Annotated in this window: 11 protein-coding genes; 9 read left to right on the top strand and 2 right to left on the bottom strand. The window is 64.3% G+C overall.

Features of this window, described 5'->3' with window-relative positions:
- Positions 1-7: 7 nt before the first annotated feature.
- Together A9975_RS27410 and A9975_RS27405 are read right to left on the bottom strand one after the other, a co-directional pair.
- Positions 8-1,216: an acyl-CoA dehydrogenase family protein gene (locus tag A9975_RS27410; RefSeq protein WP_183035506.1), complete on the bottom strand. Its 1,209-nt coding sequence runs from the start codon at positions 1,214-1,216 to the stop codon at positions 8-10.
- Between the two features lie 9 nt (positions 1,217-1,225).
- A complete protein-coding gene (locus A9975_RS27405; RefSeq protein ID WP_255503603.1) occupies positions 1,226-3,331 on the bottom strand; it encodes an acetate--CoA ligase family protein in 2,106 nt (701 codons plus the stop codon).
- A gap of 552 nt (positions 3,332-3,883) precedes the next feature.
- Here A9975_RS27405 and A9975_RS27400 point away from each other — a divergent pair.
- From A9975_RS27400 to A9975_RS27360, 9 genes are all read left to right on the top strand, one after another.
- Complete coding sequence (locus A9975_RS27400; protein ID WP_255503598.1) at positions 3,884-4,591, top strand: GntR family transcriptional regulator; 708 nt, start codon at positions 3,884-3,886, stop codon at positions 4,589-4,591.
- Positions 4,592-4,675: 84 nt separating this feature from the next.
- Positions 4,676-5,005, top strand: coding sequence for a RidA family protein (locus tag A9975_RS27395; protein WP_370565619.1), 330 nt, complete (start codon positions 4,676-4,678; stop codon positions 5,003-5,005).
- A 5-nt stretch (positions 5,006-5,010) separates the two neighbouring features.
- Positions 5,011-6,015, top strand: a complete 1,005-nt coding sequence (locus tag A9975_RS27390; protein WP_183035502.1) for an amidohydrolase family protein — start codon at positions 5,011-5,013, stop codon at positions 6,013-6,015.
- Positions 6,016-6,017: 2 nt separating this feature from the next.
- Complete coding sequence (locus A9975_RS27385) at positions 6,018-7,256, top strand: Rieske 2Fe-2S domain-containing protein (RefSeq protein WP_183035501.1); 1,239 nt, start codon at positions 6,018-6,020, stop codon at positions 7,254-7,256.
- A 40-nt stretch (positions 7,257-7,296) separates the two neighbouring features.
- A complete protein-coding gene (locus A9975_RS27380) occupies positions 7,297-8,280 on the top strand; it encodes a tripartite tricarboxylate transporter substrate-binding protein (protein ID WP_183035500.1) in 984 nt (327 codons plus the stop codon).
- Between the two features lie 25 nt (positions 8,281-8,305).
- Positions 8,306-9,589, top strand: a complete 1,284-nt coding sequence (locus A9975_RS27375; protein WP_183035499.1) for an aromatic ring-hydroxylating dioxygenase subunit alpha — start codon at positions 8,306-8,308, stop codon at positions 9,587-9,589.
- A gap of 50 nt (positions 9,590-9,639) precedes the next feature.
- A complete protein-coding gene (locus tag A9975_RS27370) occupies positions 9,640-10,608 on the top strand; it encodes a PDR/VanB family oxidoreductase (RefSeq protein WP_183035498.1) in 969 nt (322 codons plus the stop codon).
- A gap of 52 nt (positions 10,609-10,660) precedes the next feature.
- The gene (locus A9975_RS27365; protein WP_183035497.1) at positions 10,661-11,458 is read left to right on the top strand and encodes a crotonase/enoyl-CoA hydratase family protein; all 798 of its coding nucleotides are present in this window, start codon (positions 10,661-10,663) and stop codon (positions 11,456-11,458) included.
- A 2-nt stretch (positions 11,459-11,460) separates the two neighbouring features.
- A complete protein-coding gene (locus tag A9975_RS27360) occupies positions 11,461-12,861 on the top strand; it encodes a 3-hydroxyacyl-CoA dehydrogenase (protein ID WP_255503590.1) in 1,401 nt (466 codons plus the stop codon).
- Positions 12,862-13,010: the final 149 nt, after the last annotated feature.

Here is a 13,010-nt window from a genome sequence, read left to right as displayed (position 1 = left end):
TTCTGGTTCAGGCCGCGAGAAAGGCCTTGCTGATAAGGTTGCGCTGCACTTCGTTGACGCCGCCATAGATGGACAGCTTGCGCGAATCGAGATAATTCGCCGCCAGTGCCGCCAGCGAGGGCGGACTGGCTGCATCGGTCGCCGTGCTCTGCACGTAGCCGGCCGCACCCAGCAGCGCCGCTTCGTCAAAGGGCACCGCATGCGGCCCCGCCACTTCAACCAGCAGCTCATAGATTGCCTGGCGCAGTTCGGTGCCGCGCACCTTCAGCATCGATGCTTCCACACTGGGCACCCGGCTGCGCTGGTTGGCCCCGAGCATGCGTAGCGCGGTGTACTCCAGCGCCATCAACTCGATCTCGAACTGCGCGAGACGGGACTGCAGCAGCGGGTCGTCGCCCAGGCCCTGCTCATCGGCGAGTGCTCGAGCGCGCGCAAGCTGCTGCTTGCACGACCCGATACCGGCGATACCGGTGCGCTCGTGGCCGAGCAAGTATTTGCCGTAGGACCAGCCTTTGTTGATTTCGCCCACCAGGTTCTCGACCGGTACCCGCACATTGTCAAGATAGCACTCATTGAGGTCGGTGCCGCCTTCAAGCATGCGGATCGGCCTCACTTCCACGCCGGGCGAAGCCATGTCGATCAGCACGAATGAGATGCCCTCTTGCGGCTTGGCTGCATTCGGGTCGGTGCGCACCAGCGCGAACATCATCGAGCACCAGTGGGCGTATGAGGTCCAGACCTTGTGGCCGTTGACGATGAAATGCCTGCCGTCGGGCTCCAGCACCGCCGTGGTACGCACCGCCGCCAGGTCCGAGCCCGCACCCGGCTCCGAGAAGCCCTGGGCCCACCAGGTATTGCTGTGGCGGATGTCCGGCAGGTATTTGGCTTTCTGTTCCGGCGTACCGAATGCAATCAGCACCGGTCCCAGCATCTGGATGCCGCTGGCGATGATGCGCGGCGCACCGCCGAGCAGCGTCTCCTCATCGAAGATATAACGCTGCAAGTGACTCCAGCCAGGGCCACCGTGCTCGACAGGCCAGCCAGGCGTGATCCAGCCGCGCGCCTCGAGAATGCGGAACCAGGTCACATAGTCGGCGTGCTCAAGCCGCAGCCCGAGCTCCACCTTGCGCTTGATGTCGGCCGGGAGCCGGGCCTTGACGAAGGCGCGGACTTCCTGCCGAAAGGCTTCGTCAGCGGCGGAAAATTCTAGTTGCATGGAGGTTCCTCAGGCAGCGGGGTTGCAGACCACGAGCGCATCGAGCGCCAGCACGCGATCCGGATAGGCAACCAGCGGATTAATGTCGATCTCGGTAATCTGGGGAGTGGCCCGCATCTGCTCGCCGACCAGCGCCACCACGCGCGCCACTGCCGGCACGTCCACCGCAGCCGCGCCGCGCATACCCTTTAGCAAGGACGCGGCTTTCAGGCGTCCGAGTTCCACCACGATGTCGGCCTGGGCCATGTCGGCGGGGATCAGGCGCACATCCTTCAAGGCTTCGATCCATACTCCGCCCAGCCCGACCAACACGACGGGTCCCCAGTCGGCGTCGCGCTTGGCGCCCACCACGAGTTCCAGTCCGCGCGCGCCCATCGCCTCGACCAGCACACCATCGAGCTGCAAATCGGGCCTGTGCGATGACACGTTCGCGTGCAGTGCCTGCCAACCTGCCCGCAATGCCGCCTCGTCAGCCAGGCCGACGATCACACCGCCGACATCACTCTTGTGCGGTAGCGCGCTGGCTTGCGCCTTGATCACGACCGGGTAGCCGATCCGCGCAGCGATGCGCGCCGCCTCGTCGGCGCTGCGCGCGAGCGCCCCCTCGGGCACCGCGATGCCCGCGGCCGCCAGCCAGGCCTTGCCCTGGTATTCGGCAAACACACCGGACGGCGGTATGGGAGCCGGCAGCGGCAACGCACGCGCCGCACCCTGGCTGGCACGCGCGGCACGCTGCAAGGCCTCGCCGTAAGCCGCCACGCGCGCCAAGGCGCGCAACGCCCGGTCAGGCGAGCGGAAGAAAGGCACGCCGCTGGCGCGGATCGCATCCACGAAGAACGGCTCGATCGGGCCATTGTCGCCGGTGATTACCAGTACCGCCGGCTTGGTTGCCTGTGCAATGGCCGGCAGGATATGCTCGGCTTTATCACGCTGCGCCACCTCCGGGCCGGCCGGGATGCTCAACACAAGGCTGCCGATGTGCTCGTCGGCCAGCATGGCGAACAGGATCTCGCCGATCAGCCCAGGCTGCCGTACGCCGATCGTGGTGTAGTCCAGCGGGTTTTCGGCTACCGCATAGCCCGGCAGCATCCCGGTGAGGCGCTGCGTCGTTGCTGCAGTCAAGGCGGGCAGTTCCAGGCCAAGCCCGTCGCAGAAGTCCAGCGCAATATTCTTCATTGCGCCGGACCCGGTCATAAAAGCCGGCCCGCCGCTGGGCGGAACCGGGAAACGCAGCAAGATTGCCGCTGCGTCAAAGAGCTCATCCAGGGAATCCACCAGTACCACCGCCTCCCGCGCCAGTGCCACGGAGGCGGTGGCATGATCGCCGGCAAGCGCGCCGGTGTGAGACTGGGCCGCCTCGCGCGCCCTTGCGCTCTTGCCCGGCATCAGCATCACAATGGGCTTGCCGACGGCGCGTGCTTGGCGCGCCAGTTGCAAAAAGAGCCGCGGCCGGCGCACTTGCTCCGCATAGACCGCGATGACTCGCGTCTGTGGATCGGCGATGTAGTGCGCCAGCACGTCCTCGATACCGACCGAAGCCTCATTGCCGGTCGACACGGTTGCGGTCAGCGGCAGGCCGCGGCCAATCACGGCATCGCGCAGGTTGGCAGCCATGGCGCCGCTTTGCGCAACCACGCCGATGCCCGGGCGCCCGTCGCACGGATAGGGTTTTACCGGCTCAAAGGTGACCGGCACGCCGGCCTCGAAGTTAGTGAAACCCATGCAGTTGGGTCCCAGCAGCAGCATCCCGGCATCACGCGCCACCGCGGCAAGCGCCTCCTCCCTGGCCCGGCCTTCCTCGCCCGCTTCGGCATAGCCGGAGGCAAACAGCACTGCGGCATGCGTGTGCCGGGCGGCCAGTCCACGCACTGCCTCGAGCACGCCGGCCTCCGGAATCGCCAGCACGGCCAGATCGATCCCCTCGGGCAACTCCCCCACCGTCTTCACGCAATCCCGGCCGTTGATCTCGCTGCTGCTGCGGCTGACCAGGTGGATGGCGCCCGCATAGCCGAAGCGTTCCAGATTGGCCAACACAAAACCGCCGAAGGAACGCGGGTCTGCGGACGCGCCGATGATGGCGATCGATTGCGGCTTGAGGATACGGTCTACCGGCATGGCGGCGAGACCGGAACGATCGCTGACTGATGCTGGACTGCGCATGGAAATAGGGCCTTTTGAGATGGAGTTCCGGCCGTGACCAGGAAGGTCTCAACCGCGGTGTTTGATCATTGTGGCATACCACAATGCTGTTTTCAATACACCAGAAGCAACTATTGAAATCAAGGCCTCAGTGGTTTCCCTGAGTGAATCTGGCTCGTCGTGGTGCCCGGCTCAGCAGTCACTACTTGAATTCAATCGATCTGGGCACCGATCCCGCAACATCGCGAATACCTTTATTTACAAGGCATTTCCGGAAGAACCAGGATGGCTGCAGACGGCTTCGCAAGTGCCGGCCGCATCTCGTTTCAGTGCTGTTTCCGACCGGTAACGCCACAACAATCGCTCGTTTCCCCGCGATACACGAAATATTCTGTTTGCATACCAGAATTCTGTTGTTGTATATTTTCAGCAACCCCGGCGTGATGGCCGGCCTTGGTCCCCAATGCAAACCGTTTGATGACTTCAACCTCCGTTCGCACTCGCCCCCTCTCCAGTGAGGGAATGGCCTTGCCCGCGGCAGCCGATCCAGAGCCGCGCGCGGGCCTCGCCAAGGACATTCTCGCCACCCTGGAGGAGGAAATCGAACAGGGCATCCTGCCGCCTGGCTGTGCGCTGGATGAGCGAGCGCTGGCGGTCCGCTTCAACGTGTCGCGCACGCCTGTCCGCGAAGCCTTGCAGCAGCTTGCGGCACGCGAACTGGTCAACATCGCGCCGCGCCAGTGCGCAATCGTGGCGCGGCTTTCAATCAGCAAGGTGCGGGCAATGCTCGAATACGTGGGGGAACTTGAGTCGCTGTGCGCCAGGCTCGCCGCCCGGCGCGGCGACGAAAGCCTGCACGCCGCGCTCGATGCGGGCATTCACCACTGCCGGCAAGCCGCGCAGACAGGCAGCCAGCAAGCCTATGCGGCGGCCAATGCCCTGTTCCACGAGGCGATTTACACAGGCTGCCGCAATACGTATCTGGCCGAGCATATCCGTCAGGCACGCAGGCGCTTGCAGCGCTACCGCACCCAGGATTTCCTGAATAGCAGCCAGGTCGCCAAGTCTTTGAGCGACCACCAGAAGATCGCGCGCGCCATCCAGGCCGGCGACGAACCGCAGGCAGGCGCCGCGATGCTGTTGCATGTGCCCGCCGGCACCACCGGCTTTTCCGAGTTCCTGGCCACTGTGCCGATGAACTTCTTCGCAGGCGCAACCAGCACCGAAACTCCCTGACAGAGGCATTCCATGACACGTAGGCTCCGCTCGCTCAATGTCCCCGGCCTGGCGCATAACGCGCCGATCCCGGTCGGCGCTCGCGTGGGCAACATCATCTGCTCCTCGGCGATCGCCGGGAAGGATCCCGACACCGGCAGACTTCCGGCAGATGCCGCTGCGCAGGCGGAACTGGCTTTTTCGAACCTGCAGCGGCTGCTTGAAGTCGGGGGCGCGACCCTCGCCAACCTGGTCAAGCTCACCGTCTACGTGAAAGACAACAGCGTGCGCGAGGCGATCAACGGTCAATGGCTGCACCATTTCCCGGACCCCCTCGACCGTCCCGCGCGGCACATCGTCGTACACGACCTCCAGCACGGCATGTTGCTACAACTTGAATGCATGGCCGTTGTGGCCAGCGAAACCAAAGGCTGAACCTCATGATCATCGATTCCCACGCGCATATCGTCATGCCTCCCGAAAGCTTCCGCTACATGGCGGAGCTGGTAGGAGGCCGTGCCAACCCGTCAACCACGCCAAAGGTTCCGGACGCTTCCGTGCGCAAGGTGGCCGAAGAACTGGTTCAGAGCATGGACAACGTCGGCACCGACGTGCAGTTCATCTCGCCGCGCCCCTACCTGCAGATGCACTCGGTCAAGCCCGGCCGCGTGACCGAGTTGTGGTCGCGTCATTGCAACGACCTGATCGCACGCTTCGTGGCGCTGTTCCCGGACCGTTTCCGCGGTGTCGCGGGATTGCCCCAATACATGAACGAATCGCCGGCGCTGCGCGCAGTGCCTGAGCTGGAACGCTGCGTCAAGGAACTCGGCTTTGTCGGCTGCCTGATCAACCCCGACCCGACCGAAGGCGAAGGCCCCACGCCCCCCGGCCTGGGCGATCCGTTCTGGTATCCGCTCTACGATGCCATGACCCAACTCGACGTACCGGGCCTGATCCACTCGGCCGGCAGCTGCAGCGCGCGCGAGTCCTATACCCTGAAGTTCATCAACGAAGAGAGCATTGCCATCGTCTCGCTGCTGGGCTCCAAGGTCTTCGACACATACCCGGGCCTGAAGATCGTCGTGGCACATGGCGGCGGCGCGATTCCCTACCAGATGGGACGTTTTCGCTCATGGTCGGTCCGCAAGGGCGATACGGTGAGCTTCGACGAACAGCTCAAGCGCTTGTACTTCGACACCTGCAACTATTCCAAGGAAGCCATCGAGCTGCTGCTCAAGGTGGCCGGCACCGACAACGTGCTGTTCGGCACGGAAAAGCCCGGCACCGGCAGCGCGCGCGACCCGGTTTCCGGGCGCGACTACGACGACATGAAGCCGGTGATCGAGAGCATTGACTGGCTCAGCGAGCAACAGCGCAGGAACATCTTCGAGTGCAATTGCACCCGCGTCTATTCGCGCGCTTTCCGCAAAGACGAGGAGTGCTGATCATGGCCATGACCCACGAAGACAACGAACTGCTCACCCGCGTGGAAAACAGCGCGCCGATGGGCGAGATGATTCGCCAGCACTACTGGATCCCGGCTGTACCCTCGGCCAAGCTGGTGGCGGACGGCGCACCGGTGCGCGTGCGGCTGCTGGGCACCAACTACGTGGCGTTTCGCGCCACCGATGGTCATGTTGGCGTGCTCGACGAGCAGTGCCCGCACCGCAAGGCTTCCCTGCTGATGGGCCGCAACGAAGACAACGGCCTGCGTTGCATCTTTCACGGCTGGAAGCTCAATACCGGCGGCGACGTCATCGAAGCGCCGAACCACATGGGCGATCAGTCGCAGTTCTGCAAGCATGTGCGCGTCAACCGCTATGGCGTGGAGGAACGCGGCGGCATTGTCTGGGTGTGGCTGGGAAAAGGCGAACAGCCGCCCAAATTTCCCGACCTGCCGTTCACCCGCCTGCCGGAAGACCAGCGCTCGGTCACCAGCCAGGAAGTGCCGACCAACTGGGTGCAGGGCGTGGAAGCCTCGATGGACTCCTCACACGTCGGCGTGCTGCATGAATCCACCACGCAGATTACTGCCGGCGCAGGCAACGAACGCCTGCACATGACCCAAGCGCTGGCACCGCGGCTTGAGTTCGAAGACATGCCATATGGTTACCGCTACGCAGCCATTCGTGCCCTGCCTGACGACAAGTTCTATGCACGCGTCAATAACTTCGTCATGCCGTGGTACGGCATCATCTGCGCCCCTGATGCTAAAGGCCCCGGCACGGTGTTCTTCTCCACGCCGGTGGACGACGTCACGCACCGCGCGTGGTTCGTGCATTTCAACCCGCACCGGCCGCTAGGCATGACCGTGATGTCCGCCACCCCAGACGTGTGGGGGTTCCCGCCGCTCCCGCCAGGAGGGCCCGAGAACAACTGGGGCCAGAACCGCGAACTGATGAAGCGCGGCCATGCCACCGGTTTCCCGCAACACTTGGGCACCGAGGACTTCGCCATGTTTATCGGCCAGGGGCCCATCGTCGACCGCACCACCGAACAGCTCTGCTCGGCCGATGGTGCGGTGCTGCGCGTGCGGCAGGCCCTGCTCAAATCCGTGCGTGAGTTCACGGCGGGCAAGACGCCTACGCTGGCCGACAACCCAGATCTCGACTACGCCAAGGCGACCTCCGTAGGTGGCATGCTGCCGGCAGGCAGCGACTGGCGCGCGCTGACGCAAACGCCCTGAACCATCCGCACCGCCACCAAAAAAAGATACGGAGACAAGCATGACAAACTACCGCCGACGCCGGCTGCTGCTGGCGGCGTGCGCGAGCCTCGCCGCGCCTGCCGCAACGTACGCCGGCATGCAGGGAAAGCCGGTGATCCGCATCCTGCTTGGGCTGCCGCCCGGCGGCGGCACCGATGCGATTGCCCGTTACTTTGCCGACTGGCTGCCGCAGATCCTGGAGCAGCCGGTCATCATCGAAAGCCATGTCGGCGTCGGCGGCCGTCTCGCCGCGGACGTGCTGATGGCGGCGAAGCCAGACGGCCTCACCTACATGATCGCACCTAACGCGACGCCAACCTTCCAGACACTGGTCTTCGGGCCGCAACTCAGGTGGAAGCTCTGGCGCGACTTTGCACCGGTTGCCGGCCTGGTCTCTTACCCATTGGGGATGGCGGTACAGATGGAGGCGGGCGTCAGCAATGCGCGCGAATACGTGGGTTGGGTCAGGCGACATCCTGACAACGCCGTCTTCGGCACGCCGGGACTGGGTGGCATGAACCACTTCCTCGGGATGCAGTTCGCCAGGGCGGCCGGCATCGCGCTGTCGGTGGCGCCCTACAAGGGCACCCCGCCGCTGATCAACGACCTGGTAGGCGGCCACGTACCCGCGGCCGTGACGCTGCTGGACGACATGCTCAAGTACCACCGCGCCGGCAAGGTGCGGATGATCGGCATTTTTAGCGCGAAGCGCTCGCCTCTGGCTCCGGATATTCCGACCATGGCCGAGCAAGGCATCAACGTGACTTCCGGCGACGGCTGGACCGCTATGTGGGCGCCCGCCGGAACCCCAGGGACCGAGCTGGAACGGATGCAGCAGGCGTTGCGCAAGATTCTGTCCATGCCGCAAACCACTGAGTTTCTGATGAAGCGCCTGGCGGTAGTGCCGGACTTTCTCGACGCACAGGACATGGCCCGCCGGCAGCGCGCGGAGCTGGCGACCTGGGAGCCCATCATCAAGTCCTCCGGCTTCAAGCCGGAATAGCTGATTTATCTGCAGGAATACGCCAATGCTTAGCATTGAAAAGAATCGTCAGCTGACCCAAGTGGGGCCAGACACGCCAATGGGCGAAGTGTTGAGGCGACACTGGCACCCGATCGCCGGCATCGACGAACTGGACCGCAACCCGATCAAACCGGTGCGCCTGATGGGTGAGGACCTGGTGCTCTACAAGGACCTGAGCGGCACCTACGGCCTGGTTGACCGGCATTGCGCGCACCGCCGCGCCGACCTGGCCTACGGCTACGTCGAGCAATGCGGACTGCGCTGTAACTACCACGGCTGGCAATACGACCAGCAGGGCCGCTGCGTAGATCAGCCCTTCGAGCAAATGGTCGATCCGCATTGCAGGCTGAAAGCGCGCGTGCGCCTCAAGGCCTACCAGGTCCAGGCCAAGGCGGGCATGCTATGGGCATATATGGGTCCACAGCCAGCGCCCCTGCTGCCGGATTGGGAGCCGTTCAGCTGGCGCAACGGCTTCATCCAGGTGGTCTTTGCCGAGGCTCCCTGCAACTGGCTGCAAGCACAGGAGAACTCAATCGATCCCGTGCACTTCGAATGGATGCACGCCAACTGGGGGCGGCGGCTGCGCGGCGATTCCGCAGGCTACGCGCCACGGCACCAGCGGCTCGATTTCGAGGAATTCGAGCACGGCTTTCTCTACAAACGCATCAGCGAAGACACGGACGAGCACCATCCACTTTGGACCATCGGCCGCGTCTGCCTGTGGCCCAACGGGTTCTTTCTTGGCGACCACTTCGAATGGCGTGTTCCCGTCGACGACGAGAACATGCTGAGCGTGACCTGGTCCTTCATCCGCGTGCCACGCGAGGCCGAGCCCTATGAGCAAGCCGTGATCCCTTCGTGGACCAGTCCGATCCGCGACGCGCGCACCGGCCGATGGATCTCAAGCCATGTCATTAACCAGGACATCATCGCCTGGGTCGGCCAGGGCCGTGTCACCGACCGCAGCCAGGAGAACCTCGGGGCCAGCGACCGCGGCATCGCCATGATCCGCCGCCGCCTGCTCGACGATATCGACGCCGTAGCGCAGGGCCGGGATCCCAAGGGGCTGATCCGCGATCCGCAGGCCAACCATCGCGTGATGCTGCCGTGCGACTCGCGCGCCTTCTTCCTGGAGGGCCTGGCGCTGGAGCAGTACGCCAGCCATCCGAAGTGGAACAAGCTCTTGTTCCACTTCATTTTTCACGCCGGCCAGCCAGACGAGGTCAAGCGCGCCTACGAGGCAGCCACAGGCGTGAAGCTCAAGGACCTTGACGTGGTCGAGATCTAGCCAGGGCCATCCGCCATGAATCCATGCAGGCCCACCCCCGGGAGACACCCATGAGCATTACCGAGACACTGCAAGTCAGGGTCAAATCCATTACCTGGGAAGCGGAAGGCATCCTTAGCTACGAACTCTGGCCGATAGCCCCGCACAAGGAGCTCCCGCCGTTCGAAGCCGGGGCGCACATCGATGTGCATCTCCCCAATGGCTTGATCCGCAACTATTCTCTGTTCAACTCGCCGCAGGAACGGCATCGCTACCTGATCGGCGTCAACAAGGACCCGCAGAGCCGCGGCGGCTCGCGCTATCTGCACGAAGTGCTACGCCCGGGCGACACCCTGACCGTCAGTGCGCCGCGCAATAACTTCCCGCTCGATGAAGGGGCCGCGTCGAGCGTCTTCATTGCCGGCGGCATCGGCATCACGCCGGTCCTCGGCATGATCCGCCGCCTGCAGACGCTGGGCCGGCCGTGGCGACTCTTCTACGCGGCACGCACACGCAAGAATGCCGCCTTCGTCGAGACCCTGCAGGCACTGCGGGACGATGCCGGGGCCACGCTCCAGCTCAGCTTCGACCGCGAGCCCGGCGGCGGCATGCTCGACATCTCCGCCATCACCGCCACGCTGCCGGCGGGCGCTCATGTCTACTGCTGCGGCCCGCTGCCCATGCTGGACGCCTTCGAGCAAGCCACCGCCGGCCTTCCGCCGGAGCGAGTGCACAGGGAATACTTCGCTGCGCGCGAGAGCGCCGCCACCTCAGGCGGCTTCACCGTCGAACTGGCGCGCAGCGGCCGCAGCATCGAGGTAGCCAGCGGACAGACCATTCTCGACTGTCTGCTCAATGCCGGCATCGAGCCGCCCTACTCGTGCCAAGAAGGCATTTGCGGCACCTGCGAGGTACGCGTGCTCGCAGGGTTGCCGGACCACCGCGACCTGGTGCTCAGCGAAGCGGAAAAGGCATCGAATCAACGCATGATGATCTGCTGTTCAGGCGCGAAGGGCAGCAAGCTTGTGCTGGATCTCTAGTCCTGCAGAACCCACGAAACCCACGATTTCCCTACTCAACGGAATTACAAATATGAGAGCCGAACTCGTTACCTACAAACTCGATGGCCCGGTCGCACTGATCGGCCTGAATCGTCCCGATAAGCGCAACGCCATCAACGAAGAGGTGATTTGCGCCCTGCGCGATGCCGTGGTACGCGCCGGCGAGGAAGCCGACGTCGGCGTGCTGTTCGGACAAGGCAGCAACTTCTGCGCCGGCCTGGACCTGAAGGAAGCGCTTGCGCGTGCGGCCGGCGAGGCGCCGCGCCCGCGCAAGCGCCGGCGCCATTCATGGCATGAGGTGTTCGACATCATCGCCCGCGGCCCCATCCCGTTCGTTGCTGCGCTGCATGGCGCCGTGGTGGGCGGTGGCCTCGAACTGGCCACGGCGGCGCATATCCGCGTGGCGGACGAATCGGCGTTCTTCGGACTGCCCGAAGGCCAGCGCGGCATCTTTGTCGGCGGAGGCGGCACGGTCCGCGTGCAGCGGGTGGTCGGCTACACCGTCATGGCCGACATGATGCTGACCGGCCGCCTGCTAACAGCAGCCGAAGGCGAGCGCGAGCATATCGTGCGCTACGTTGTGCCGGCGGGTAAGGCGCTGGATAAGGCGCGTGAGCTGGCAGCGAAGATCGCGCAGAACACGCCCGACACCAACTGGCGCATCAGCAACGTATTGCCGCGCATCAACGACCTGTCGCACGACGACGGCCTGTTCATGGAGTACCTGAACTCCAACATGGCGCGCTCCCCGGAAACCGCCGAGCGCCTGCGGGAGTTTGTCGAAGGGCGGGCCAAGCCGCTCGTCGCCCCCGGAACCCAACTGGACTGAATATGACCATGACCGCTACGTCTCCTGACGACGACACCCGTGCACAGCCCGGCACACAAGCGCAGCGCGATGCCGCTGCAGCTCATATCCGCTTCGCCGAGGCTGAAGCGGCGAAGATTCCCGACATCCCTGCCAACTTGCCGCTGCGCCCGATCGGCAGCGTGGCCGTGATCGGCGCCGGAACCATGGGCGGCGGCATTGCTATGGCACTCGCCAACATCGGCATTCCGGTGACCCTGATCGACAGTGGCCAGGAAGCCCTGGATGGCGGCCTGCGCCGGGTGCGCGACAACTATGCCGGCAGCGTGTCGCGCGGTCGGCTGGAACGGTCTGAAATGGACCGGCGCATCGCCCTGATCAGCGGCTCGATCGACATGGCACAAGCAAGGCACGCAGACCTCGTGATTGAAGCCGTCTTCGAGGACCTGGCTCTCAAACAGCAGATATTCCGCCAGCTCGACACCATCGCCAAACCGGGGGCTATCCTCGCCACCAATACATCAGGACTTGACGTCAACGCTATCGCGGCCGTTACGCGAAGGCCTCAGGACGTGGTGGGTGCCCATTTCTTCAGCCCGGCGCATGTCATGCGCCTGCTGGAAGTCGTGCGCGCGCAGCGAACCGCCCCGGACGTCATCGCCACGCTGATGGATCTCGGCCAGCGCATGGGCAAGATCTCCGTGCTCGCGTGCATCTATCCCGGGTTTATCGGCAATGCGCTGTTCCGCAACTACACGCGCGAAGCCCATTTCCTGCTCGAAGAAGGCGCATTACCCCACGAGGTCGACCAGGCCTTGACGCGGTTCGGCTATGCCATGGGCATCTTCGCCGTGCACGACATGGCCGGCAACGATGTTGGCTACCAGACCCGCAAAGCCCAGATGGCGACGCGGCCCAATGACAGGCGCTGGAACGACCTGATCATGAAGCTGACGGAAATGGGTCGGCTAGGGCAAAAGAGTGGAGCCGGCTGGTACCGGTATGAGACAGGCAGCCGCACGCCGCTGCGCGATCCGGTGGTCGAAGACTTCATCGTTCACGAGTCGGCCCGGCTGGGGATCGCGCGCCAGCCGATTTCCGAGGAGGAAATCATCAAACGCTGCCTTTACGGCATGATCAACGAAGGCGCGAAACTCCTCGAGCAAGGCATCGCGCTGCGCCCAAGCGATATCGACATCGTCTACGTCACAGGCTATGGATTCCCGGCTCACCATGGCGGGCCAATGTACTACGCCGACCGCATCGGACTGGCCAAGGTCTATGCGGACATCAAGCGCTTCCACGAACAGCATGGCTTCTGGTGGCAGCCGGCTCCCCTGCTCGAGCGCCTGGCACGAGAGCACGGGCGTTTTGCTGACTACAAGAACGCACCTGAAAACAGGATGGCATGGCCGGCGCCATAGGCGCGCGGCGGGCAGGCCGTGGACCTGGCACTGATGGCTTGTTGCACCGCTTTATTGGGGACGCATCCGACCCGGGCTTCCGTCCGGGTCGCACGCCAAAGCGTGCACGCATTGCGTGCCCGGCTGCCGCGCCCCACCGCATTTCCTTG

This window comes from Cupriavidus sp. UME77 (assembly GCF_014170355.1).
Taxonomy (GTDB): domain Bacteria; phylum Pseudomonadota; class Gammaproteobacteria; order Burkholderiales; family Burkholderiaceae; genus Cupriavidus; species Cupriavidus basilensis.
The sequence above is the reverse complement of the archived record's forward strand: the minus strand, read 5'-3'. Positions and strand labels throughout refer to the sequence as shown.